Annotated in this window: 22 protein-coding genes and 2 tRNA genes; 15 read left to right on the plus strand and 9 right to left on the minus strand. The window is 67.5% G+C overall.

All coding sequences use genetic code 11. The features are described from left to right. Positions 1 to 6 precede the first annotated feature (6 nt). Together IFT55_RS12570 and IFT55_RS12575 are read left to right on the plus strand one after the other, a co-directional pair. A complete protein-coding gene (locus tag IFT55_RS12570; protein ID WP_192092572.1) occupies positions 7 to 3198 on the plus strand; it encodes an efflux RND transporter permease subunit in 3192 nt (1063 codons plus the stop codon). After that, the gene (locus tag IFT55_RS12575; RefSeq protein WP_192092573.1) at positions 3195 to 4622 is read left to right on the plus strand and encodes an efflux transporter outer membrane subunit; all 1428 of its coding nucleotides are present in this window, start codon (positions 3195 to 3197) and stop codon (positions 4620 to 4622) included. Before IFT55_RS12570 ends, IFT55_RS12575 begins: the two co-directional genes overlap by 4 nt. A gap of 244 nt (positions 4623 to 4866) precedes the next feature. On the opposite strand, the gene IFT55_RS12580 is transcribed toward IFT55_RS12575, so the two are convergent. Beyond that, the gene (locus IFT55_RS12580; protein ID WP_192092575.1) at positions 4867 to 5310 is read right to left on the minus strand and encodes a hypothetical protein; all 444 of its coding nucleotides are present in this window, start codon (positions 5308 to 5310) and stop codon (positions 4867 to 4869) included. A 48-nt stretch (positions 5311 to 5358) separates the two neighbouring features. Beyond that, positions 5359 to 6075: a hypothetical protein gene (locus IFT55_RS12585; RefSeq protein WP_192092577.1), complete on the minus strand. Its 717-nt coding sequence runs from the start codon at positions 6073 to 6075 to the stop codon at positions 5359 to 5361. Positions 6076 to 6187: 112 nt separating this feature from the next. Here IFT55_RS12585 and IFT55_RS12590 point away from each other — a divergent pair, with 112 nt between their 5' ends. Both IFT55_RS12590 and rarD read left to right on the plus strand, forming a co-directional pair. Continuing rightward, positions 6188 to 6409 (plus strand): hypothetical protein, encoded by a 222-nt coding sequence (locus tag IFT55_RS12590; protein WP_192092579.1) that lies wholly within the window; start codon positions 6188 to 6190, stop codon positions 6407 to 6409. Positions 6410 to 6413: 4 nt separating this feature from the next. Then, complete coding sequence (gene rarD, locus IFT55_RS12595) at positions 6414 to 7313, plus strand: EamA family transporter RarD (protein ID WP_192092584.1); 900 nt, start codon at positions 6414 to 6416, stop codon at positions 7311 to 7313. Between the two features lies 1 nt (position 7314). Here the strand turns inward: rarD and IFT55_RS12600 are convergent, their stop codons facing one another. Next, positions 7315 to 7878, minus strand: coding sequence for a glycine zipper 2TM domain-containing protein (locus tag IFT55_RS12600; protein ID WP_192092586.1), 564 nt, complete (start codon positions 7876 to 7878; stop codon positions 7315 to 7317). A 111-nt stretch (positions 7879 to 7989) separates the two neighbouring features. After that, positions 7990 to 8814, minus strand: a complete 825-nt coding sequence (locus IFT55_RS12605) for a class I mannose-6-phosphate isomerase (protein WP_192092588.1) — start codon at positions 8812 to 8814, stop codon at positions 7990 to 7992. 92 nt (positions 8815 to 8906) lie between these two features. Between IFT55_RS12605 and IFT55_RS12610 the strand changes: the two genes are divergently transcribed. The 3 genes from IFT55_RS12610 (at position 8907) to IFT55_RS12620 (ending at position 11918) form a co-directional block, all read left to right on the plus strand. Next, entirely contained in the window at positions 8907 to 9860 is a 954-nt protein-coding gene (locus IFT55_RS12610) for an outer membrane protein assembly factor BamD (RefSeq protein WP_192092590.1), read from the plus strand. Between the two features lie 82 nt (positions 9861 to 9942). Then, positions 9943 to 11607: a DNA repair protein RecN gene (recN, locus tag IFT55_RS12615; protein WP_192092592.1), complete on the plus strand. Its 1665-nt coding sequence runs from the start codon at positions 9943 to 9945 to the stop codon at positions 11605 to 11607. Then, the gene (locus IFT55_RS12620) at positions 11604 to 11918 is read left to right on the plus strand and encodes a hypothetical protein (RefSeq protein ID WP_192092594.1); all 315 of its coding nucleotides are present in this window, start codon (positions 11604 to 11606) and stop codon (positions 11916 to 11918) included. The genes recN and IFT55_RS12620 overlap by 4 nt, the downstream gene beginning before the upstream one ends. Before the next feature lie 606 nt (positions 11919 to 12524). On the opposite strand, the gene bla is transcribed toward IFT55_RS12620, so the two are convergent. After that, positions 12525 to 13451 (minus strand): class A beta-lactamase, encoded by a 927-nt coding sequence (gene bla, locus IFT55_RS12625; protein ID WP_192092596.1) that lies wholly within the window; start codon positions 13449 to 13451, stop codon positions 12525 to 12527. 386 nt (positions 13452 to 13837) lie between these two features. Beyond that, entirely contained in the window at positions 13838 to 14482 is a 645-nt protein-coding gene (locus IFT55_RS12630) for a DNA-3-methyladenine glycosylase family protein (RefSeq protein ID WP_192092598.1), read from the minus strand. 63 nt (positions 14483 to 14545) lie between these two features. On the opposite strand from IFT55_RS12630, the gene IFT55_RS12635 reads away from it, so the two are divergent. After that, positions 14546 to 14863 carry a 2Fe-2S iron-sulfur cluster-binding protein gene (locus IFT55_RS12635; protein WP_192092600.1) on the plus strand — a complete coding sequence of 106 codons (318 nt, stop codon included), beginning with the start codon at positions 14546 to 14548 and terminating at the stop codon, positions 14861 to 14863. A 326-nt stretch (positions 14864 to 15189) separates the two neighbouring features. Here IFT55_RS12635 and rlmB read toward each other — a convergent pair whose 3' ends face one another. Then, complete coding sequence (rlmB, locus tag IFT55_RS12640; protein WP_192092602.1) at positions 15190 to 15939, minus strand: 23S rRNA (guanosine(2251)-2'-O)-methyltransferase RlmB; 750 nt, start codon at positions 15937 to 15939, stop codon at positions 15190 to 15192. A 1-nt stretch (position 15940) separates the two neighbouring features. Next, positions 15941 to 17536, minus strand: coding sequence for a M20/M25/M40 family metallo-hydrolase (locus tag IFT55_RS12645; RefSeq protein WP_249403808.1), 1596 nt, complete (start codon positions 17534 to 17536; stop codon positions 15941 to 15943). Between the two features lie 137 nt (positions 17537 to 17673). On the opposite strand from IFT55_RS12645, the gene IFT55_RS12650 reads away from it, so the two are divergent. Next, positions 17674 to 17760: transfer RNA gene (locus tag IFT55_RS12650), tRNA-Tyr, on the plus strand. A 66-nt stretch (positions 17761 to 17826) separates the two neighbouring features. Next, positions 17827 to 18135: a YnfA family protein gene (locus IFT55_RS12655; protein WP_192092606.1), complete on the plus strand. Its 309-nt coding sequence runs from the start codon at positions 17827 to 17829 to the stop codon at positions 18133 to 18135. 110 nt (positions 18136 to 18245) lie between these two features. On the opposite strand, the gene IFT55_RS12660 is transcribed toward IFT55_RS12655, so the two are convergent. Continuing rightward, a tRNA-Gly gene (locus IFT55_RS12660) sits at positions 18246 to 18319 on the minus strand. A gap of 131 nt (positions 18320 to 18450) precedes the next feature. On the opposite strand from IFT55_RS12660, the gene IFT55_RS12665 reads away from it, so the two are divergent. The 5 genes from IFT55_RS12665 (at position 18451) to IFT55_RS12685 (ending at position 24536) form a co-directional block, all read left to right on the plus strand. Beyond that, positions 18451 to 19806 (plus strand): cation:proton antiporter, encoded by a 1356-nt coding sequence (locus IFT55_RS12665; RefSeq protein WP_192092608.1) that lies wholly within the window; start codon positions 18451 to 18453, stop codon positions 19804 to 19806. A 54-nt stretch (positions 19807 to 19860) separates the two neighbouring features. Then, positions 19861 to 21195 (plus strand): histidine--tRNA ligase, encoded by a 1335-nt coding sequence (gene hisS / locus IFT55_RS12670; protein ID WP_192092610.1) that lies wholly within the window; start codon positions 19861 to 19863, stop codon positions 21193 to 21195. Beyond that, positions 21192 to 22265: a peptide chain release factor 1 gene (prfA, locus tag IFT55_RS12675; protein ID WP_192092612.1), complete on the plus strand. Its 1074-nt coding sequence runs from the start codon at positions 21192 to 21194 to the stop codon at positions 22263 to 22265. Before hisS ends, prfA begins: the two co-directional genes overlap by 4 nt. A gap of 216 nt (positions 22266 to 22481) precedes the next feature. Then, positions 22482 to 23300 (plus strand): peptide chain release factor N(5)-glutamine methyltransferase, encoded by an 819-nt coding sequence (prmC, locus tag IFT55_RS12680; RefSeq protein WP_192092614.1) that lies wholly within the window; start codon positions 22482 to 22484, stop codon positions 23298 to 23300. Positions 23301 to 23543: 243 nt separating this feature from the next. Next, positions 23544 to 24536 carry a DUF4167 domain-containing protein gene (locus tag IFT55_RS12685; protein ID WP_249403809.1) on the plus strand — a complete coding sequence of 331 codons (993 nt, stop codon included), beginning with the start codon at positions 23544 to 23546 and terminating at the stop codon, positions 24534 to 24536. Positions 24537 to 25002: the final 466 nt, after the last annotated feature.

The following is a 25002-nucleotide window of genomic DNA, read 5'->3' on the forward strand; positions in this document are numbered from 1 at the left end:
GCTTTTATGTCGCGTATTTTCATCGATCGCCCGATCTTCGCATGGGTCATCGCGATCATCACGATGCTGGCCGGGCTGGGGGCGATCCTGAGCCTGCCCATCGCGCAATATCCCGACGTGGCACCGCCACAGGTCAATATCCGCGCGACCTATCCCGGCGCCAACGCCGACACGATCCAGAATTCGGTGACGCAGATCATCGAACAACAGCTGACCGGACTGGACGGGCTGCTGTATTTCAGTTCGCAAAGCTCGTCGCGCGGACAGGTGACGATCAGCGCGACGTTCGACAAGGGCGTCGATCCCGACATCGCGCAGGTGCAGGTCCAGAACCAGGTGCAACAGGCGCTGTCCCGCCTGCCGCAGCAGGTCCAGCAACAGGGTATCCGCGTCACCAAATCTAATCCCGACTTCCTGATGATCGTCGGCATCTTCGACGAAACCGACCAGCGTACCAACGGCGACGTGTCCGATTTCATGGAAGCGAACCTCGTCGAACCGCTCGCGCGGATCAACGGGGTGGGCGAAACCAACGTGTTCGGATCACAATATGCGATGCGGATCTGGCTCGATCCCGCGCGGCTCGCCTCCTATTCGCTGATGCCCGGCGACGTGGTGACGGCGATCCAGAACCAGAATACCGAGGTCGCGGCGGGCGAACTGGGCGGACAGCCCTCCGCGCCCGAACAGCAGTTGAACGCCACCGTCACCGCGCAGTCGCGACTGCAAACACCCGCACAGTTCAAGGCGATCATCCTCAAGACCCAGCCCGACGGCGCGACCGTGCGCCTGTCCGACGTGGCGCGGGTCGAGCTGGGGCAGGAGAATTACAACGCGCTCAGCCGGGTCAACGCGCATCCCGGCGCGGGCCTCGCCATCAGCCTCGCCCCCGGTGCCGACGCGCTGGAAACCGCCGAGCTGGTCAAGGCCGAGGTCGAGCGGCAGTCGGCGAAATTCCCCGCCGGGCTGACCTTCGCCTATGCCAACGACACGACCGCGTTCATCAAGCTGTCGATCGAGGAAGTGGTCAAGACGCTGATCGAGGCGGTGATCCTCGTCGTCATCGTCATGTTCGTGTTCCTGCAAAGCTGGCGCGCCACGCTGATCCCGACGATCGCGGTGCCGGTGGTGCTGCTCGGCACGTTCGGCGTGTTCTATCTGTTCGGCTTCTCGATCAACACGCTGACGCTGTTCGGTCTCGTCCTCGCCATCGGCCTGCTGGTCGACGATGCGATCGTGGTGGTCGAGAATGTCGAACGGTTGATGGAGGAAGACCCCGACCTGTCGCCGCGCGACGCGACGATCCGGTCGATGGAGGAAATTCAGGTCGCGCTGATCGCGATCGGCATCGTGCTGTCGGCGGTGTTCCTGCCGATGGCGTTCTTCGGCGGATCGACCGGGGTCATCTATCGCCAGTTCTCGGTCACGATCGTGGCGGCGATGGTGTTGTCGGTGCTGGTCGCGCTGATTCTGTCGCCCGCGCTGACCGCGACGCTGCTGAAACAGAAGAAGCGCGGTGAGGACGGCAGTCTCGAAGGCGGCTGGCTGGAACGCAAGTTTCCGCGCGTCGCGCATGTCGGCGAACGCGCGCGGAACGGCTTCAACCGCAATTTCGACAAGGGCGTGGCCAAGTACGAACGCGGCGTGACCCATGTCATCGACCGCAAATGGCTGTACCTGCTGATCTATGCCGGGGTGCTGGCGATCCTTGTCCTGCTGTTCTTCCGCCTGCCGACCAGCTTCCTGCCGACCGAGGATCAGGGCGCGGCATCGATCCGGTTCCAGCTGCCCGCCGGATCGACGCGCGGCCGTACCGAGGAAGTGCAGCGTGAGGTCGAACGCTATTTCACGACGCACGAGAAGGATAATGTCCGCACGCTGCTGGTCGTCGCGGGCGGTGGGGGCGGATCGTCGGGACAGAATACCGGGCAGGGCTTCATCAACTTCACCGATTGGGCCGACCGCAAGGGCAAGGAGAACCAGGCCGACGCGATCATCGCCCGTGCCTCCGCCGCGTTCCGCGGCTTCCGCGATGCGCAGGTCTTCGCGCTGCTGCCGCCCGCCGTGCGCGGGCTGGGGCAGGCCAACGGCTTCACGATGCAGTTGCAGAATACCGGCGCGATGACGCCGGCGCAGTTCGCGGAGGCGCGCGAGAAACTGCTCGCCGCCGCGACCGCCGATCCGATGCTGACCGGGGTCCGCCTGTCCGAACTGCCCGATATCGCCACGCTGAACGTCGGTATCGACCAGCAACGCCTGTCGACGCTGGGGCTGACGCAGGGGGACGTGAACAACACGCTGTCGACCGCATGGGGCGGGCGGTACGTCAACGACTTCATTGATCGCGGCCGGGTGAAGCGCGTGTTCGTCCAGGGGGACGCGCCCTATCGGTCCGAACCCGCCGACCTGTCGCAATGGTTCGTGCGCGGATCGGACGGACAGATGGTGCCGTTCTCGTCCTTCGCCCGCACCGGCTGGACCGTCGCGCCGACCACGCTGTCGCGCTTTCAGGGACTGCCCTCGTTCGAATTTCAGGGGCAGGCGGCCGACGGCGTCAGCTCGGGCGAGGCGATGGACCGCATCGCCGAACTGGCCGGACAGATCCCCGGCACCGGCGTGGCATGGTCGGGCCTGTCGTTTCAGGAACGGCTGTCGTCGGGGCAGGCGCCGCTGCTTTACGGCCTGTCGATCCTCGTCGTGTTCCTGTGCCTTGCCGCGCTGTACGAAAGCTGGTCGATCCCGGTCGCGGTGCTGCTGGTCATTCCGCTGGGCCTGATCGGCGCGATCGCGTTCGTGACGCTGCGTGGGCTTGAGAACGACGTCTATCTCCAGATCGGGTTGCTGACGACGATGGGGCTGGCCGCCAAGAACGCGATCCTGATGATCGAATTCGCCGAACAGGCCGAACGCAAGGGCGCGACGGTGATCGATGCGGCGATGGAGGCGGCGCGCATCCGGCTGCGCCCGATCCTGATGACGTCGCTGGCGTTCATCTTCGGCGTGTTGCCGCTGGCGATCTCGACCGGCGCGGGCGCGAACAGCCGGATCGCGATCGGCACGGCGGTGATCGGCGGCATGCTGACCGCGACGATCCTTGCCATCTTCTACATCCCGCTGTTCTTCGTGCTGGTCCGCCGGGGCTTGCGCGGCGGGATGCACAAGCTGCGCGGCACGCCGCCCGTGGAGGGAACGGCATGATCCGCCGCCTGTCGCCTTTGCTGCTGCTCGCCGGCTGTTCGATGACCCCGGCCTATGATCCCGCGCCGTTGCCCGTGCCGACATCATGGCCGGCGGGCGACGCCTATCTGAAACAGCGCGAGGCGGCGTTGCCCGCGCTGACGTTCGAACAGGTGTTCGTCGATCCCTGCCTGCGCACGCTGGTCGGGCAGGCACTGGTCAACAATCGCGATCTTCGCATCGCCGCCGCCAACATCCGCATCGCGCGGGCGCAATATCGCATCCAGCGCGCCGGCCTGTTCCCGCAGGTCGATGCATCGGGCGGGGCAGGCTATCGCGGCGGCGGCGGTGGCAGCAGCGGCGGCGGCGGCACGCAGGGTTCGGGGACGAACGTCTCGCTCGACGTCGGTGTCACCGCGTTCGAGATCGACCTGTTCGGTCGGCTGCGATCGCTGACCGAAGCCGAACAGAATCGCTATTTCGCGACCGAGGCCGGCGCGCGCGCCACCCGGCTGACGCTGGTCGGCGACATTGCGGAGGGGTGGGCGACCTACGGTGCGGACCGCAGCCTGATGGAGATCGCCGAACGGACCGCCGCCAACGCCCGGCGCAGCGTCACGCTGACCCGCGCGCGGTTGCAGGGCGGCGTCGCGCCACGCACCGACCTGCGACAGGCCGAACAGATCCTCGCCACCGCCGAAAGCGACGTCGCCGAACAGCGGACGCAACTGGCGCAGGACATCAACGCGCTGCAATTGCTGGTCGGTGCGCCAATCGATCCCACGCTGCTGCCGGAATCGATCGACCGGGTGCTGCCGACCATCGCCGACCTGCCCGCCGGGATCGATTCGGGGGTGCTGCTGCGCCGGCCCGACGTGGTGCAGGCCGAATATGAACTGATCGCCGCCAATGCCGATATCGGCGCGGCGCGTGCCGCGCTGTTCCCCCGGCTGTCGCTGACCGGACTGGTCGGGTTCGCCAGCGACGCGCTGCGTACCTTGTTCAGCGGCGGGGCGTTCAGCTACTCCGTGTCGCCGGGCATCTCCTATCCGATCTTCCGCGCGGGCGCGGCGCGCGCCAACGTCGAACTGTCGCAGGCACAGCGCGACGCGCTGCTCGCCAGCTATGAACGCACGATCCAGACCGCGTTTCAGGAAGTGTCCGACGCGCTGGCGCGGCAGGGGACGATCGCCGAACAGACCCGCGCCGACCGCGCGAACCTGAATGCCGCGCAGGACACGTTCCAGCTGACCGAGGCGCGCTATCGCGGCGGGATCGATACCTTCCTCACCAGCCTCGACGCGCAGCGATCCTATTACACCGCGCAGCGTCGGCTGGTGACGACCCAACTGGTCGCGGCGACCAACCGGGTGGCGCTGTACCGGGCGCTGGGCGGCGATTCGCGGCTGGAAACGACGGCGGCGGGACCGGTCGGGATGCGCTGAGGGGCGATTGCGCCGTTTCGGTCGAGGCAGACCCTTTCCCGGTTCGCCTGGCCGCTATCGCTGCCCCGTACGTCCGACCGATCCCGTTCGCAAGGGATAGGATCGCTCACGCGCAGTAGTCATCGAGCCTGCCGAAAGGGCGTATCGAAGGACCGCCACGCCGACTTCGTTCATCCTTCGATGTCGCCCATCGCTACCCGGCATGAACGGGTGTTGCCGACCCGATCATCCGCCGAGAGCGACGTCAGGCCGCCAGTGCAAATCGCGCAGGGCCATCGCCATCGTCGTTCGCCGCCTTGCGCACCGCCCGCGTCCGGCGTGCCCGCCCCGTTCGTCCGACCGTCCGCCGGAACCACAGGCGAACCGGCACGCCGCGCACGACGCCCGCCGCCGCAGCGACCGCCAGCGCGGCATCGATATAGGCGGCGAACTCGATCGTCCCCAACGCCACGACGATCTCGGGCGAAGCCAGCCCCATGACCACGATCATGTCGCCGCCCATCCAGAACGCGGTGCCGACCCCGGCCGCGACGATCAGGAACAACAGCCAGTGTCCCGTCGTCAGCGCGGCATCGCGCCGGGCCAGCGGTTCGACCAGCCAGCCGTCCAGCGTCCGGGCCAATGGCAATCCGGGCCATCCGCGCAGGACGACGATACAGGCAGCGAGCATTGCGACGATAGCGATCATGGTTCCCCCTGCGTAACGACATGGGGAGCCATGGGCCGTCCGTAAAGATCAGCCGCCATCGACGATCAGGTCGACCGACGTCCCGTCGCCGTCGGGCGTCAGGAACGCGACATAGGCCGCGTCACCGCGCGTGCCGCCGACCAGATGCTGCTCGCCCTCGGCCTGATGCTCCGCCGAATAGCCGCCGCGACGGGCCCGGGTATAGGTCCAGTCGACCATCTGCCCGACTGGACGGGCGATGACGAAGTGGACCACGCGCAGGCGACAGCCATCGGCGTCGGTGCCGGCGGCTTCGACGACGCGCGCATCGGGATGCAACGCGAACGGGCCGGGCAGGCGGTTGGCCCAGACGGCGGAATAGCCGACCTTCGTCGCGCATTGCCGGTCGCCCGACCGCTGTGCCGTCGCCAGTTCGCCCAGCGTCAGCGCTTCACGTCCGCCGCGACACGTCGGACAGTCGCCGGGGGCGGGGGCGTGTTCGAGCTTTTCGTCGCGGCCCGCGCTGCCCGCCGCGACGGTCGCCGATGGCACCGGCGCACCATATGGGCGATCGGGCGGGCGCACCGCATCGCCATTGGCCTGCGCCGCCAGCGTCGGATCGACCATGATCCGGTCCCGCAACGCCGCCGTCACCGCCGGATCGGCCGCATTGTCCTGCGCCAGTTCGGCTGCCAGCGTGTCGGGCGCGCCATCGCCCTTGCCCGCATCTCCGCAGGCGGCCAGCGCGAGCGTCGCGGCCCACAGGACAGGATGGCGAATCGTCATGCGAACTCCCGGATCGTTGCCGCAGCATGGCACGCCGACGGTTAAGCCCTGTTTGCGCGAAAAAGTCGCGTTCGTCATTGTCGTGACAGCGAACCGGGGCCATGTCGGGACCATGCTCAATATCGTTTCGCTCCTGATCGGTCTCGTCGCGCTGGTGATGGCCATCCCTGCGCTGATCCCCGTCATCTCGCTGATGAACTGGATCGTGTTCCCCATCGCGCTGGTCGGGTTCGTGGTCGGGTTGCTGTCGTCGAAGACGTCGGGGCGCAACCTGAACCTCGTGATCCTGATCGTCAGCGGGCTGCGGCTGTTCCTGACCGGCGGACTGATCTGATCGGATGACGCTGGCGGGGGACCGGCGCGGGCTGGCATATGGCGTCGGCGCCTATGTGCTGTGGGGGCTGTTGCCGCTCTATTTCCGGGTGTTGCACGACGTCGATCCGGGGGAGATCGTGGCGCAGCGCGTGCTGTGGTCGGCGCTGCTGGTCGCGGGCATCGTCATCGCGGTCCGGCGCGGCGCGGCGTTGCGCGCGGCGTTCGCCGACCGGCGCGCGCTGCTCAACCTGATCGGCAGCGCGGCGTTCATCGCGGTCAACTGGATCGTCTATGTCTGGGCGGTGCTCAACGGCCATGTGCTGGCGGCCAGCCTCGCCTACTTCCTCAATCCGCTGCTCAACGTGCTGCTCGGCGTCACGCTGCTGGGCGAACGGATGAACACCGCGCAGCGGGTGGCAATCGCACTGGCGGGACTGGGCGTGGCATTGTTCGCGATCGGATCGCTCGGCGAATTGTGGATCAGCCTCAGCCTCGCGTTCAGTTTCGCGTTCTATGGCCTGATCCGCAAGACGGTGTCGGTCGGCGCGCTCGAAGGGTTGATGGTCGAAACCACGCTGCTCGCCCCGGTCGCACTCGGCTATCTGCTGTGGCTGGGCAATGGCGTCCCGCTCGCGATCGAGCGCGGGGCTGGCATGGCGGCGCTGCTGGTGTTCGCCGGTGCGGCGACCACCGCGCCGTTGCTGCTGTTCTCCGCCGCCGCGCGTCGCCTGCCGCTCACGAGGATGGGCATGCTCCAGTTTCTGGCGCCGTCGATCCAGTTCGTGCTGGCGATCGCGGTGTTCGGCGAAACGCTGACCCCGGTGCGACTGGCGTGTTTCGCGCTGATCTGGGCCGGGCTCGCGGTCTATATCTGGGGCGGCGTGCGACGGCGGCCGGTCGTCCCGGCCGCCGTCCCCGAATAGATCAGCGGCAGACGACCTGACGCCGGTCGATCGACCGCCCCAGCAATGCGCCGCCCGCGCCGCCGATCAACGTGCCCAACAGGCGCGAATCACCGCCCGCGATGACGTTGCCCAGCGTGCCGCCGGCCAGCCCGCCGATGATGAGGCCGGTCGTCCCGTCGTTGCGCCGGCAATAATAGCGCCCGTTCTGCCCGCGATAGATGCGGTCGTTGCGGGTCAGCGAACGCGGCTGGTAATAGCGCCCGTCGCGATAATAGCGGTCGGCGAAATAGCGGTTCTGCCCGCGTTCGGGGCGGTTGTAATTGAAGTTGCGATATTGCCGCCAGTCGCGCTGGTCGCGGCGGACGTCCTGTCGCGCGTCGCGGACGTCGCGACGATATTCGCGCTGCGCCTGCCGCACTTCGCGAGGGTTGTCGGCGCGGCGTACGTCGCGGCGAAGATCGCGCCGCGCGTCGCGCACTTCGTCGCGATATTCCTGACGCGGCGATTGCGCCAGCGCCGGGGCGGCGGTGAGCGCGGGCAGGGTGACGGCCGCCGCCAGCGCGGCGAGAATGGGAAAACGCATTCGTCCAACTCCTTGAACAGAGATGATACGAAAACGTTGCGGTCGCGTAGCGGGTTGCGTGAACGGCAAACTACCCGCCGTTCACGCAACGCTCACGTGGCGGTGGTCCGCTCAGACGTATTTTTCACCCGGATAGGCGAACAGCAGGTCGGCGTCCGCGCCTGCGCGCAACGTCACCGTTCCATCGAACGTCAGGCAATCGCCTGCCGCCCATGCGACGCCGTCCGCCGTGCCCGACCCGGTGACCGGCACGAACCAGCCCTTCACGCCCGCCGGCACCGTCACGCTGCGGTCGCCGCCGGTCCAGCGTTCGAGCACGAACTTCGGCCCGTTGACCAGGATCGTGCGGTCGTCCGCGATCCGGCCCGGCGCAGGCGGCGCCACGAACGGACGCGCGTCGGACACGGCGACCCCGTCGTCCAGATGCAGCTCGCGCGGCCGGCCGTAATCGTACAGGCGGTAGGTCGTTTCCGAATTCTGCTGGATCTCGATCAGCGTGATTCCCGCGCCGATCGCGTGGACCGTCCCCGACTTCGCATAGAAGAAGTCGCCCGGCTTCACCGGCTTCCAGTCGAGCTTGTGTTCGATCGATCCGTCGAGCGCGGCGTCCTTCAGCTGTTCGGCGGTCATCGGCTCCAGCGTGCCCAGCGCGATCGTCGAATCGGGTTCGGCGGCCAAGAGCGTCCAGCATTCGTCCTTGCCGCGCGGCAATCCGCGCGCATGCGCCTGCGCATCGTCGGGATGGACTTGTACCGACAGTTTTTCGGACGTGAACAGATATTTGACCAGCAGGTCGGGGGTGTCGTCGCCGGGCGCCTTGAACCAGATTTCGCCGACCGGGTCGGCATCGGCGGGCTGGTCGGCAAAGCCGAGGCCGAGATGATGGCGGCCCCACGGCTTTTCGACGCGGTGCATTTCAAGCTTGGTTGCGGGCACGGAATCGCTCCTGTTCGGACAGTTTGGGGGTCGGTGCCGACATGCGCGAAAGGGACTGTTCGCGCTACCCCTTGCGCAGTACAAGCCCGTCCATGCGTACCGTATCGTCCCGCGCATCCGCGCTGCTCCTCGTCGCCCTCGCCGGCGTCGGCCTGTCCGCCTGTGCCCGTGGTGGTGCGGGGGCTGGCCGCGACCTGCCCTATGTCGCGCGCGACGTCGGCACCCTGTATTCCGCCGCGAAGGATCGGTTGGACCGCCATCAGTACAAGGTCGCCGCCGCGCTGTTCGACGAGGTGGAGCGCCAGCACCCCTATTCGGTCTGGGCACGCCGCGCGCAGTTGATGGGGGCGTTCAGCTATTATCTCGACGCCGATTATACGAAGGCGATTGCGGGATCGCAGCGGTTCCTGTCGGTCCATCCCGGCAACCGCGACGCACCCTATGCCTATTATCTGATCGCGCTCAGCTATTACGAGCAGATCAGCGACGTGACCCGCGATCAGAAGATCACGTTGCAGGCGATGGAGTCGCTGGGCGAACTGTCGCGCCGCTATCCCAACACGCCCTATGCCGCCGATGCGCGGCTGAAACTCGACCTTGTCCGCGATCACCTTGCGGGCAAGGAGATGGAGATCGGGCGCTTCTATCAGCAACGCGGCCAGTGGCTGGCGGCGCAGATCCGGTTCCGTTCGGTCGTCGACGAATATCAGACGACGACGCACGCGCCCGAAGCGCTGATGCGCCTGACCGAAACCTATCTGGCGCTGGGCGTGCCGGGCGAAGCGAAGAAGTCGGCGGCGGTGCTGGGTGCGAACTATCCCGGAACCGACTGGTATCAGCGCGCCTACGACCTGATCGGCGACAAGACCCCGCCGCCGCCCAAGCCGATCCCCGTCAAGTTCGCGCCGCCCGAAGCACCGCCTTCGGGAATCGTGACGCTGGAACCCGACGACGAACCGGCCCCGACGACGCCGACCACGCCGGCCCCGCCGCCGGTCACCCCGTCGCCCAGCACGCCGTCGCCCAACGGGCCGACCGGCAACTGACGCACGGCATCGTACGTTCGGCCCTTATGCCGTACGAAGATGTTTGTTCCTGCACTGTTCCTGCGGTAAGGGCGAAGGCGCGATGCTGACTGCGCTTTCCATCCGTGACGTGGTGCTGATCGAGGCGCTCGACCTCGATTTTGCCGAAGGACTCGGCGTGCTGACCGGCGAAACCGGCGCGGGCAAGTCGATCCTGCTCGACGCGCTCGGGCTGGCCCTGGGCGCGCGGGGCGACACCGCGCTGGTCCGGCATGGCGCGAAACAGGCGGCGGTGACCGCGACGTTCGCGCCGCCCGTCCCCGAGGGTCCGGTCGCGCGGCTGTTCGACGACAACGGTCTCGACCTCGAACCCGGCGAACCGCTGGTCATCCGGCGCATCGTCAAGGGCGATGGCGGCAGCCGCGGCTTCGTCAACGACCAGCCGGCATCGGCGGGGTTGCTGCGCGACCTTGCCCCGCACCTTGTCGAGATTCACGGCCAGCATGACGATCGCGGCCTGCTCAACCCGCGCGGCCACCGCGCGCTGCTCGACGGGTTCGGCCGCATTGACACCGCGCCGGTCACCGCCGCCTATCGCCGCTGGCGCGATGCCGATGCCGCGCTGGCGGCGGCCCGCGCGCAGATCGACGTCGCGCAACGCGATCGCGAATGGCTGGAACATGCGGTCGGCGAACTGACCGCGCTCGCCCCCGAACCGGGCGAGGAAGACATCCTCGCCGAACGTCGCCACGGCATGCAGCGCGCCGAAAAGGTCGCGGACGACCTGCAACAGGTCGAACAGCGGCTGGGCGGGTCCGATGGCGCACTGTCGGTGCTGCGACAGGCGGCGCGCGTGCTCGAACGCATCGCGGAGGATCACCCCGCACTCGCCGAATCACTGGCAGCGGTCGACCGTGCGCTGATGGAAGCGGAAGCGGCGGAGACTTCGCTCGGCGAAGCGGCCAGCGCGCTGGCGTTCGATCCGTCCGCGCTGGAGGATGACGAATCGCGTCTGTTCGCGCTGCGCGGCATGGCGCGCAAGCATCGCGTCCAGCCCGACGATCTGGCGGCGCTTGCGGAGGAACTGTCGGCACGCCTCGCGCTGCTCGAATCGGGCGAAGCCGGGATCGGCGCGCTGGAATCGAAGGTGGCGCAGGCGCGTGCCGTCTATCTGACCGCCGCCGACAAGGTGCACGACGCGCGCGCCGCCGCCGCCGTCCGGCTCGACGCGGCGGTCGCGGGCGAACTGGCCCCGCTCAAGCTGGATGCCGCGCGGTTTCGGACGGTCGTCGCCGCGCTCGACGACGGGCAATGGTCGGCGGCGGGGCGCGACCGGGTGGAATTCGAGATTTCGACCAACCCCGGTGCGCCGTTCGCGCCGCTGGCAAAGATCGCGTCGGGCGGTGAATTGTCGCGCTTCATACTCGCGCTCAAGGTCGCGCTGGCTGAAGAGGGCGGGGCGGCGACGATGATCTTCGACGAAATCGATCGCGGCGTGGGTGGCGCGGTCGCCTCCGCGATCGGCGACCGGCTCGCGCGGCTGGCACAGGCGACCCAGTTGCTGGTCGTGACGCACAGTCCGCAGGTAGCGGCGCGCGGCGCGCGGCACCTGCTGATCGCCAAGAGCCATGACGGTACGGTCACCCGCACCGGCGTCCGCCCGCTGACCAGCGACGAACGGCGGGAGGAAATCGCTCGGATGCTGTCGGGCGCGGAAATCACCGACGAAGCGCGGGCGCAGGCGCGACGGCTGATCGAGCCGGCGTGAGCGATCCGCTACGCACCCCTGATGGCCGCTATATCGTGGTCGACGGCGTGGTGTGGCGCGCGACGCGGCCCAACTTGTCTAACGAAGAACGCGACCGGCTGGTCAAGGCGCTGATGGACGCCCGCCGCGCGGTGGGTGCGGGCAAGCGTGCGGCGGACGACGCAGCCGTGGCGGCGGCGCGACGTGCGGTCGATGCGGCCAAGATCGCGCTGGGCGAACGCGGGCCGGTCTGGTGGACCGACGGTGCGCCCGACTGGAACCGGTACAAGGTGGAGAACACGCCCTATGCCGGCTGGTGGGCGGGGCGGTAGGGCATGATGGGTCGAGGTACACCCGTTCGTGCTGCGTAGCGCCTGAGCGAAGTCGAAGACGCGTAACGAAGCATCCGTGACAGTCCTGCGATACGCCCTTCCGACTGGGACGGAGCGGCGTTCAGCGCGATGGCGGCAGCACGACCGTCACCCCGGACCTGCTCTGGGGTCCACCGTGCGGCAATCGTTGGCGGTCGAGCCTTTTTCCCGCATCGTTGAGGGTCCGATCGACCCCGGAACGGGTCCGAGGTGACGAAAGACGGCCAATGTTCGCTGAAGGTCGATTAGGCCTTGGCGCAATGGCACTCGGGCTAAACGGTCACGCCTCGTCTAATCACGACTTAGAGCCGATCGCTATTCAGTCCTGACAGCCTGTCAACGGCGGATTTGCGTGCTTCCGGTGCTTACGTACCGATAGTACGCTGCGCCCCGGGTCATGCAAAGACCACCGTTTTCAGGACGGCATCGTCTGAATATCGATCGGCCCCGAAACGGTTCCGGCTGCGCTTGCGTCAACCCGCTGGCGATCGCCCGAAGCCTTGGGACGGTGGTGCAAGCCGGCCGGAAACCGCTCCGGTCTAAACATCGGACGGTCCGCCGCGCCGATCAGGTGCCCGACAGGCTGGCCGCGGCGATGCGCCCGACCGCCGCCAACACGGCGACGGCGTCCGGGTCGATCGCGTCGGTACGCCGGGCCGGCTCGAAATAGCCTGTGACGATCAGCGGCGCACGGCCGGCCGGCCCGCCAACGGCCAGATCGACATAGATACGCGTCGTCTCGCTGATCCCGGTGCCGGTCTTGTCGCCGGAGGTCCAGCCGGCGGGAAACCCCGAGCGGAGGCGACCCTGTCCGGTCGCCACCTCGGTCATCCACGCCTTGAGCAAGGCGCGGCTCGATTCGGCAAGGACGGTGCCGTTGACCAGCGCCGCCACCGTCTTCGCCATGGCGGCGGGCGTCGTCGTATCGAGCTGGGTTCCGGGCGGTGTCGCGTTCAGTTCGGGTTCGTATCGGTCGAGCCGGCTCGTCCCGTCGCCGATCGATCGCCAGAACGCCGTCATTCGCGCCGGGCCACCGAACCGCCGCATCAGGACGTTGGCGGCGGTATTGTCGCTGGTGACGAGCGTCGCACGAGCCAGATCGCGCACCGATAGGCCAAGGTCCAGATGCGCCTGCGTCACCGGACTCGACGAAATCATGTCGTCTTTTGTCCAGCGCAGGATCTCGTCCAGATCGATCCGGCCCGCATCCCCCCCGGCAAGCATCATCGCCGCCAGCGACAATTTGAACGAACTGGCATGTGCGAAGCGTTCGTCGTGCCGCCAACCGAACGCCGTGCCCCGTACCGGATCGAGGACGAAGGCACCCAGCCGACCGTTCGCCTCCCGCTCCAACGCGCGAAGCCGGGCGATGCCGGTCGCGTCGGGCGCCACCGGCGTCGCCGCCGACCGGCATCCCGGCAGGAACAGGGCGGTCCCGCCGATGATGGCGCTGCGGCGATCGAGCGAAGTGGATGCGAAGCCGGAAAAATCCATGGCGTGGCATATCACTATCGGCCGTCGCAGCAACGACCGTCCCATCGCCTCAGCCGCATGCCGCGCGCCGACATTGCAGCAGCGTGGCATGTCGGGATCGCGCTTCAGGTGCGCACACGCCGTTCCTCCAGTTCACGACGGCGCAGACAGAACCTCCGGGTTCCATCCGTCGCCCGCGAATGTCGATCGGCTTTGGCGGGCAGGTCTGCTCCGGCGACGATCCCGCTGTCCTACACGCCCCCGCCATGCGAAGGGCGACATCGCTCTTTGACAACCGCATTCACGACCGCGAACGCGCGACCGGTACGGCGCATCGCGAAAAGCGTGGCGAGTGTGACTTTCGTGACCTTTGGTGAAAATCCGCCGTTCGCAACGCCCGATCGCGCTCAGATCGCGCTGTTCGCCGCCGCCTGTGCCGCCGGATCGAACATGTAATGGTGCCACGCGAACACCGCCGCCGCGCCGCGATGCGGCCGCCACGCTTCCGCCACCTCACGGGTCAGCTTCTCGCTGGGCCGTTCGGCATGGCCGAGGATGCGGCCGACCTCGATCTGCACCGCCAGGTCGCCTGCTGGCCAGATATCGGTGCGCCCTTCGGCGAACAGCAGGTAGATTTCGGCCGACCAGCGCCCGATCCCCTTGATCCGCACCAGTTGCGCGATCGCTTCCTCGTCGTCCACCGGCAGCGCGGTCAGGTCGAGCCGGCCGCTCAGCACCTCGTCCGCCAGACTGCGGGCATAGCTCGCCTTCTGTCGCGACAGGCCCGCTTCCCGCAGCGCTTCGTCGCTGGTCGCGGGAATGCGCGCGGGATCGGTCGCATCACCCAGCATCGTCTCCAGCTTGCGCCAGACCGAATCGGCTGCCTTGTAGCTGACCTGCTGCCCGACGATCGTGCGCAGCAGCGTGGCATAGCCGCGATCGCGGATGCGGGGTTCGGGATATCCGGCGCGCGCGATCGCGGCGACGAATGCCGGTTCGATCGCGGCCAGTGCGTCCAGACCGGTGCGAAGCTGTTCGGCGGAAAGACCCATGGCATCATCCGTTGTAATGCACCGGCGCCCACGGCAAGGGACGCCCGAACAGGAGTTTGATCGATGCCAAGGCTTACCGTCGTCACCCGTGCAGGGGAAGAACGAACCGTGGACGGCCATGCCGGCTGGTCGGTGATGGAGGTCATCAAGGACCACGGCTTTGACGAGATGCTGGCGATCTGCGGCGGATGCTGTTCGTGCGCGACGTGCCACGTCGTCGTCGACCCCGCATTCGCCGATCGCCTGCCGCCGATCGGCGACGATGAGGAGGATCTGCTCGACACGCTGGACCATCGCGATCCGACGTCGCGGCTGTCGTGCCAGATCCGGTTCGAGGATGCACTGGACGGTTTGAAGGTGCGGATCGCCGCCGAGGAATAGAGACGAGGCAGCGCAAGCTGGTTCGCATTATTCCCGGCGCGGCCGGCGGGGCAGCGCCCCGACCGACGACACGGGCTTTGCCGGAGAATAGAGACGAGGCAGCGTAGCTGGTTCGCACTATTCCCGGCGCGGCCGGCGGGGCAACGCCTCGACCGACGACACGGGCTTTGCCCGTGTCGTGCCCCGCCCTCCCGTTCGGTTCGAGCAGCTTCGAGCGTGGTCGAGAAGCGTCCGTCGAGAACGGGTGCCTGACCGAACTCCGTTCTCGATACGCGCTCTCGACTACGCTCGATCGCTACTCGAACCGAACGGCCGGGGGCGCTCCATCACCCCTCGTGCGTCGCCAGCGCGTACAGCGCGATCGCGGCGGCGTTCGATACGTTCAGGCTCTCGACCCGGTCCGATATCGGCAGTTTGACCAGCACGTCGCAATGCGCCTCGGTATTGGCGCGCATGCCTTCGCCCTCTGCACCCAGCACCAGCGCGATGCGCTTCGGCCCCAGCGCCTGTCCCAGCGTCGTCTCGGCCTCGCCGGTCAGGCCGATGCGCCAGTATCCGGCGTCGCCCAGTTCGACCAGCGCGCGCGACAGGTTGACGACGCGGACCCATGGCACGTTTTCCAGCGCGCCCGACGCCGACCGGGCGACCGTCCCCGATTCGGGCGGGGCGTGCCGGTCCTGCGTCACGATGCCCAGCGCATCGAACGCAGCGGCCGAGCGCAGGATCGCGCCGACATTGTGCGGGTCGGTCACCTGATCCAGCAGGATGATCGGACGATCGTCGTCGCGCCCCTGTTCGATCAGGTCGGCCAGCCAGATATCCTCCAGCGGGTCGGCCTCGACCACGATGCCCTGATGCGGGGCATCGGCAGGGACCAGCCGCGCCAGATCGGCGACCTCGGCATACACCACCGGCACGCCTTCGGGCAGCACGAGGCTGGCACCCATTTCGTGGGTGCACCAGATCTTACGGATGCGGCGTTCGGGATTGTCGAGCGCGGCGAAGGCGGCGTGACGGCCCCAGAAGCGCGGTCGCTGCGGCGATGCCTTGCTCGGGCGGTGTCCTTTGCGGGCCATGTCAGTCTTTCTCGGGGAAGGCATAGGGGTCGGTGACGACCGGTTGGGTGGGCAACGGCGGACGCGGCAGCGCCCGGTCGGCATTGGCGGCGGTCAGCAGCAGCGACGCGAGGATGATCGCGTTCTGCCGCATGTCCGGCCCCTTCAGATGATCGAAGGTGTCGGCGCTGCTATGGTGCAGGCGGCTGCCATAGTCGAGCGGGTCCTGAATGAACTGGAACCCCTGCAACCCGACCGACTGGAAGAAATAATGGTCGGTCGACCCGGTGCGGCGATTGGCGACGGTCGTGGCGCCCATCGAACCGAACGGCGCGAACCATTCGCGCAGCACCGGCACGGCGGCGACGTTGTTCTCGGCATTGATTCCGCGAATCTTGCCCGATCCGTTGTCGATGTTGAAATACGCAGTCATCGCGTCGTAGCCGGGCTTCTTGGTGATCGGAAAGCGTTCGCTCCACCCATAGAAGCGCGCCAGCCCCGAATCACGGCCGCCGGCCGCTTCGGGGCGGCTGGCGATGTGACGCTCAACATAGGCGAGACTGCCGAGCAACCCCTGTTCCTCCGCATTCCACAGCGCGAAGCGAATCGTACGCTTCGGCTTGACGCGCATCGCGGACAGGATGCGTGCGGCCTCCATCACCACGGCGGTGCCGGCCGCATTGTCGACCGCGCCGTCGCCCGCGACCCAGCTGTCGAAATGCGCACCCGCCATGACATAGCCGGCCTTCGGGTCGGAACCGGGCAGGTCGGCGATGATGTTGTACGCGGTGGTATCGCTGTCGTCGAAGCGCACGTCGCTGACGATCTCCAGCGTCGGGGCCGGTCCGGTCTTGGTCAGCCGGGCGAGGCGACGATAATCCTCCGCCGCGATCTCGATGCCGGGCAGGGCGGGCGCGACCTCGCGCCGGAACAGATAGCCCGATCCGTGCAGCAGCTTGCCGTCGCGATACGACATGGTCGCCATCGCCACCGCGCCTTCGGCCTTCAGGAACGCATCCAGCTTCTGCGCGAAGTCGAGCCGTTTGGCGCGACGATCGGTGCTGGCCGGATCATAGACCGGCTCGCGCCAGCTATCGGCCTTGGCCAGATCCTCGCCGGTCAGCCGGCGGAACGGGGCCTCGCCCGGCTCCGATCCCTCGCCCGGGCGGGTGACCATCACGATCTTGCCCGACAGCTTGCCGCGCCATTCGGCGAAATCGCTTTCCTCGGCGATCGGCGCGACGATCACCGGCGCGGTCAGCGTGCCGCTCGTCCCCGGCGTCCACGCGATCGGGATGGCGGTCAACTGGACCGGGCGCGGCGTGACCATGCGGACGCTCGACCGTTCGATCGACCAGCCGCGGCCGAAATCGAAGCCTTCCTTGGTCGCAGTCAGTCCCCATTCGCGGAACTTGGCCTCGGTCCATGCCTCCGCCCGGCGCATGTTGGGCGAATTGGGCAGGCGCGGGCCGATCTGGTCGGTCAGGTGCTGCGCGATCGGCATGACCTGCGACCGGGTGGTGGCTTCGTCGGTGATCCGGTTGATCGCGTCGCGATCGACGCTCTGTGCCGCAAGCGGCGCGGCGATCAGGCAGGTGGCAAGCAGGAATGCGCGCAAAGTATGTCCCCCATGTCGGGTAAAGTGGCTGCCGATGACGCTAAGTCGCACATCAATATGGCGCAAGGCGTTGACAGCGCCGCGCGGGGACGGCAATGGGCGCGCTCGCTCGGGGCCAAGGCCCATGAGTGGCGGCTGGACAGGTGGCCGAGTGGTTAAAGGCAGCAGACTGTAAATCTGCCCGGGTTTCCCGTACGCTGGTTCGAATCCAGCCCTGTCCACCACCGCCCGCGCATCATGGCGCGGTGCGGTCGGCGCGCGAGAGGATCGCGATGCCCATTGCTACTCCCTTGATATTCCTGACCGCGGCGCTGTTCGAAATCGCCGGCTGCTTTGCGTTCTGGGCATGGTGGCGGCTCGACCGGTCGCCATGGTGGCTGGTGCCCGGCATGGCCGCGCTGGCCGCGTTCGCATGGATATTGGCGCAGAGCGACGCCGCTGCGGCCGGGCGTGCCTATGCCGGCTATGGCGGCGTCTATGTCGCGACCGCGATCGGATGGCTGTGGCTGGTGGAAGGGGTCGTGCCGGATCGCTGGGATCTGGCGGGCGGGGCTTTGTGCCTCGCGGGATGCGCGGTAATCGTGTTCGGCCCGCGATAGAGCGCACACCACTCGGCGGGCTGTCGATGCCATGCGCCGACGGTAAGAGAGCAGACCAGTTCGCTCTGAACGGCAGCGGACACGGAATAGGGAAGCACCGAAACCAGCGCTGGAGCGGGTAGCGGGAATCGAACCCGCGTATTCAGCTTGGAAGGCTGCTGCACTACCATTGTGCTATACCCGCACGCGCACGGCGTCGTGTGGGCACGCCCCTGCCACAGCGCGGGGCGCATGGTCAACCGCCCGACGGATTATGATGGCGGTCAGCAGGCGAGAATCCTATGACGCGGGGAAAGAATGCCGGGGGAGGGCAGGATGTTGGACGAGATCACCGGAGCGATGCGCGACGTGCTGGGCGCGCACGGCCCTGCGGTTCAGGCGGCGGCGAACAGCTTCGCGCCATCCGATTATTCGATCCATTTCTTCCTCCAGCTTGCGGTCATCCTCGCGACCTGCCGTTTGGTCGGCTGGGCGGGGCAGCGCTTTCTGGGACAGCCGCAGGTGGTGGGCGAGATGATCGCGGGCGTCGTGCTCGGGCCGTCGCTGCTGGGACTGTTCCTGCCCGATCTTCAGGCGGCGATCTTTCCGAAGGAGACCCGCAACGTGCTGTATGCGGGCGCGCAACTGGGCGTCGGGCTGTACATGTTCCTTGTCGGACTGACGCTCAATCTCGATCATTTCCGCACCAAGGCGCGCAGCGCGGCGGCGGTGTCGGCGGCGGGGATCGCGGTGCCGTTCCTGCTGGCAGTGCTGATCACGCCGCTGTTGCTGAACGTGCCGGGGCTGTTCGCGCCGGGAATCGGTACGGGCAGCGCGACCCTGTTCCTCGGCGCGTGCATCGCGCTGACCGCCTTTCCCATGCTGGCGCGGATCATCCACGAACGCGGGCTGGCCGACACGTCGCTCGGCACGCTGTCGCTGACCGCCGGCGCGTTCGACGACGCGGTGTCGTGGTGCGTGCTGGCGGTTGTGCTGGCGACGTTCGGCGGAGGCGCGGGCATCGCGGTGATCGCGATCGGCGGGGCGGTGCTGTACGCCGCGTTCCTGATTCTGTTCGGCCGGCGGCTGCTCGCGCCGCTGGGCCGCGCGGTCGAAGCGCGGGGCGAAATGAGCATGACCGTGCTGTCGATCACGCTGACGCTGTTCTGCATCTCCGCCTTCTTCATGGACGCGATCGGCATCCATGCGATCTTCGGCGGCTTCATCCTCGGCGTGTTCATGCCGCGCGGGCTGTTCGTCGCCGAACTCAAGCGCAAGGTAGAGCCGCTGGCGGTGGTGCTGCTGCTGCCGATGTTCTTCACCTATTCGGGGCTGAACACACGGATGGACATGGTCAATTCGCCGTCGCTGCTGCTGATCGCGCTGGGCGTGCTGGCGGTGTCGATCCTCGCCAAGTTCGGCGCATGCTGGGCGGCGGCGCGGCTGGCGGGTGAGGACAACCGCACCGCGCTGGGCATCGGCGCGCTGATGAACTCGCGCGGGCTGATGGAACTCATCATTATCAACATCGGCCTGCAAAAGGGGATCATCGGCCCCACGCTGTTCGCGATGCTGGTGCTGATGGCGATCGTCACCACGGTGATGGCGACCCCGTTGTTCGAGGCGGTCTATGGCCGAAAGGCGCGGGCGAGCGGCGAACTGGGGTCGATCGACCGCAAGGTCGCCGCATAGGGCCGGGATATCATCTGGCGTTCGCCGCGCGGACGCCATAGATACCGCGCCCTGATGGCAAAGATCACCACCCCGCGCCCGGTTCGCGGCACCCAGGATATCTTCGGCGACTTCGAACGGCGCTTCACTCATGTGGCGGAGACGTTCGAGCGCGTGCGGCGGCTTTATTGCTTCCAGCGGGTCGAGGTGCCGGTGTTCGAATCGACCGCCGTCTTCGCCCGTTCGCTGGGCGAGACGACCGATGTCGTGTCGAAGGAGATGTATTCGTTCGAGGATCGCGGCGGCGATTCGCTGACGCTGCGCCCGGAGTTCACGGCGGGTATCGCCCGTGCGTATCTGACCGAGGGGTGGCAGCAATACGCACCGCTCAAGCTGGCGACGCACGGTCCGGTGTTCCGCTACGAACGCCCGCAAAAAGGTCGCTATCGCCAATTCCACCAGATCGACGCCGAAGTGATCGGCGCGGCCGAACCGATGGCCGATATCGAATTGCTGGCGATGGCCGATCAGCTGTTGCACGAACTCGGCATCGCCGACGGCGTGACGCTGCAACTCAACACGCTGGGCGACGCCGAAACGCGCGACGCATGGCGTGCGGCGCTGGTCGAGCATTTCGAAGCGCATCGCGGCGACCTGTCGGAAGACAGCATCAAGCGGCTCGACAAGAACCCGATGCGCATCCTCGATTCGAAGGACCCGCGCGACCGGCCGATCGCCGACAGCGCGCCGGGGATCGACGGGTTTCTGACGGCGGAAGCGGCGGACTTCTTCGCGGCGGTAACCGGTGGACTGGACGCTGCCGGGGTCAAGTGGACCCGCAACGACCGGCTGGTGCGCGGGCTGGACTATTACCGTCACACCGCGTTCGAATTCGTCACCGACCGGCTGGGCGCGCAGGGTACGGTGCTGGCCGGCGGGCGATATGACGGGCTGATCGAAAGCCTTGGCGGGCCTTCGACGCCGGGTGTCGGCTGGGCGGCGGGGATCGAGCGGCTGGCGATGCTGCTGGCGGAGCCGAAGTCGCCAACCCTGTTCGCCGTTGTGGTGCCGCTCGGAACTGCGGCGGAACGTGCGGCGCAAACGGTCGTGACCGACCTGCGCCGGACCGGATTGCGGGTCGATATGGCCTATCGCGGTAACATGAAGCGCCGAATGGCTAAAGCCAACGCAGACGGTGCCGAATATGCAATCATCCTCGGCGATGACGAGCTGGCGCGAGGTGAAGCCGCCGTGAAGAATCTGCGGAGTGGAGAACAGCAAATCGTTCCGCTGGACCGGTTGCGTGTAACGATGTGGGCGCAGTTCATGGCCGACGACAATCCCGATGTCGCGGACGTGACCAGCTTTGACGACCATGGGAACATCGTCCCGGAACCGTTCGCGCGATGACCATTGCCCCCGAACGCATCGCCCAGATCGAGGCGCGGCGCGACGAATTGCAGGCGCAGATGGCGACCGGCGATCTGCCGGGCGATCGCTTCGTCGCGGTGTCGAAGGAATATGCCGAACTCGAACCGGTGGCGCAGGCGGCGGGCGAGGTGCGGCGGTTGCGCGCCGAGAGCGAGAGCCTGCTGTATATGACGCAGGACGCCGATGACGACCTTCGGCAGATGGCGACCGAGGAACTTCACGACAATCGCGCGCAACTGGAAGCCGCCGAACGCGCGCTGGCGTTGGCCTTGCTGCCGCGCGATGCGGCCGACGAACGCGCGGCGATGCTCGAAATTCGCGCCGGCACCGGCGGGGACGAGGCTGCGCTGTTCGCGGGCGACCTGTTCCGCATGTATCAGCGCTATGCCGACAATCGCGGCTGGCGGATCGAACTCATCTCGGCATCGGCATCCGATGCGGGCGGGTACAAGGAAGTCGTCGCCAGCGTGACCGGCGCGGGGGTGTTCGCCCGGCTGAAATTCGAAAGCGGCGTCCACCGTGTCCAGCGCGTGCCGGCAACCGAGAGCGGCGGGCGGATCCACACCAGCGCGGCGACCGTCGCCGTCCTGCCCGAAGCAGAGGAAGTCGACGTCCAGATCGACGAGGTGCGCGACCTGCGGATCGACGTGTACCGTTCGTCCGGGCCGGGCGGACAGTCGGTCAACACCACCGATTCGGCGGTGCGCATCACGCACCTTCCTACCGGTCTGGTGGTCATCCAGCAGGATGAAAAATCGCAGCACAAGAACAAGGCCAAGGCGCTGAAGGTACTGCGCACCCGGCTGTACGAGGCGGAACGCTCGCGTCTTGCTGACGAACGTGCCGGCACGCGCCGGTCGATGGTCGGATCGGGCGACCGGTCGGAACGCATCCGCACCTATAATTTCCCGCAGGGCCGCGTGACCGATCATCGCATCAACCTGACGCTCCATCGCCTTCCCGAAATTCTGGAAGGCGAGATGGAAGAACTGCTCGGTGCCCTGATCGCGCAGGACGAAGCCGAGCGGCTGGCGACGCTGGATGGGTGAGGCGGCAGAAGGTCGTTCTCACGCGAAAGCGCGAAGGCGCGGAGGAAGAAGGGGGTTTTCGCGCGGAGGCGCAGAGGCGCAGGGAAGGTTCGCGGCGACGACCGATCGCGCAGCGATCCGATTCGTCCCCCGGCAAACCAGCAAGAGAGCGCCGTTCGGCGCAACCGACCGACCCGCACGCACCCTCTGCGCGCCTCCGCGGCTTCGCGTGAACCCATGACCACGCTTCGCCACGCACTGACCGAAGCAACGACGCGCATCGCTGCATTCTCGGAATCCCCCCGCCTAGACGCCGAACTCCTCGCCGCCCACGCGCTTGGCACATCGCGCGAATCGATGCTGCTCGCCCGCCTCGACGACCCCGTACCGCCCGGCTTCGCGGCGCTGGTGGAGCGACGGCTGGCGCACGAGCCGGTCGCCTATATCGTCGGCAGCCGGGCGTTCTGGACGATCGAACTGACGGTCGGCCCCGGTGCGCTGGTGCCCCGCGCCGACAGCGAGACGCTGATCGAGGCGGCGGTGGCCCATTTCGGCGACCGCTCGCCCCGGCATATTCTCGACCTCGGCACCGGGCCGGGCACGTTGCTGCTCGCGGCGCTCGACCAATGGCCCGACGCGGACGGTCTGGGCATCGATGCATCGGAAAGCGCGCTCGACTATGCGCGGGGGAATGCTGCCAGTCTCGGCATGCAGGCGCGGGCGAGCTTCCGCATCGGCGATTGGGCGAGCGGCATCGACGACCGGTTCGACCTGATCCTCGCCAATCCGCCCTATATCGGGGCCGACGAAATCCTGCCGCACGAGGTCGCCGGCCACGAACCAGCGTCGGCGCTGTTCGCGGGTCAGGACGGGCTGGACGACTATCGCCGGATCGTCCCCGATCTGCCGCGTCTGCTCGCGCCCGGCGGGATTGCCACGATCGAAATCGGCCATACACAGGGGGATGCGGTATCGGCGCTGGTCGCCGCCGCTGGCCTGTCCGCCCGGATCGTACCCGACCTCGGCGGCCGTCCGCGCTGCGTGGTGGCCGGTTGAAGACAATGGCGTGCTGCCCCATCTTTCCGCTTGGAGAAGCCCGACGCAGCGGCTAAGACCGGGTCGGGGCAGCACCATCGACCAGGTCGTTGATAGCGGGGCAGGGCTCCTTCCATCGTCATGTGAGCCGCTGTCGTCCGGTGGCCATGGCAGACGGGCGGTGCTCGCGCATCGTTCGCGGATTTGCTCGCAGCCGCGATCGCTGGATCGACGGACAGGTAAGGACAGGACAACCAAACCTTGATGGATAATCGTCAGGCCGGCCGCCGTCGCGGTCGCGGTGGACAGCGCCAGCCGGGAACCGGCGGCGGCAACAATCCGCGCAACAATGGTAACCGCATCGACAACCGCGCGCGTGGCAACGCGGCGCAGTTGCTGGAAAAGTACAAGAATCTTGCCGCCGATGCGCAACGCGCCGGCGACCGGGTCAACACCGAATATTACCTGCAGTTCGCCGATCATTATTTCCGCGTGCTCGGCGACAGCCGCCCGCGGGTCGAGGAACAGCGCGGGGGCCGCGACGATTACGCGGACGGCGATGATTCCGACTTCGACGGCGACAACGGATCGGACGCAGTCGCGCAGGAGCGCGGCAATCGCGACGACCGTGGACAACGCGACGACCGTCCGGTTCGTGCGCAGCGCGACGATCGCGGTCCGCGCGAGGACCGGGGCGACCGTGTGCAGCGCGACGACCGTGGCGAACGCGCACCGCGCGAGGATCGTGTCGCTCGCGAGGACCGCACACCACGCGAAGATCGCGTCGCTCGCGAAGACCGCGCACCGCGCGAAGATCGTGTAGCCCGAGAAGACCGTGCGCCGCGTGAAGATCGCGTTGCCCGCGAGGACCGCGCACCCCGTGAAGAACGCGCTACCCGAGAGGACCGCGCACCGCGCGAAGATCGCCAGCCGCGCGAACGGCTCCGTCGCGACGCGGGCCGCAGCCCTGCCGAAGACGCGGGCGAAACGATGCAGAGCGAAGGCGAAGCCGGCACGCAGGCCAACGATGTAGTCGAGGTAGCGGAGGTCAAGGCACCCCGCCGTCGCACGCCGCGTCCGCGCGTCGATGCGGTAGCCGCCGCACCGGCGGAAGCGATCGAACCGGGCGAACCGACCGCGTCGATCGAGGCGGATCGCCTGCCACCCTCGCTGTCGACCAGCGACGATGGTGCGGAACGCCCACGTCGCCGCCGCCGCGTGCGCGCCGATGAGGAAGCAGTGCCGCCCGTAGCCTGATATGGCGTGATCGCGGTGTCGCGAACGAGGCCGGTGCCACGGAGACGTGGTGCCGGCCTTTTTCATTCGAGGCGGGTCCAAACCGGCCGTACGCATGCCCGGCGTGACGAATCCCGGCCGGGTTACGGCGGATGCAGCTTCATTCCTACAGCCGATCGACGTTCAGCCCTGACGGCATGCGTACGACGTCTTGCACCCTTCCGGCGCACGTACCGCTTTAGCCTACTGTGCTGAGGGCGGGCCAAACCAGCGTTTCCGAACATTTTTGTCTCGATGCCGATCGGCGGCTTCGTTCGTCGTTCGCGAAACAGCGGCATCGCGATCAGAGCGTGCCATACATGGATCCAACGCATGCCTGTATTGGCGGACCAGCGGAGCGGTGGGTCGAGGCCCAAGGTGTATGGCGTAACCGGACGTCAGCGCGCGAAGGCAGCATGCGTCCGTTTGCAAAGGGCGGATCGACGTT

This window comes from Sphingomonas sp. CFBP 13720, from assembly GCF_014842075.1.
Classification (GTDB): domain Bacteria; phylum Pseudomonadota; class Alphaproteobacteria; order Sphingomonadales; family Sphingomonadaceae; genus Sphingomonas.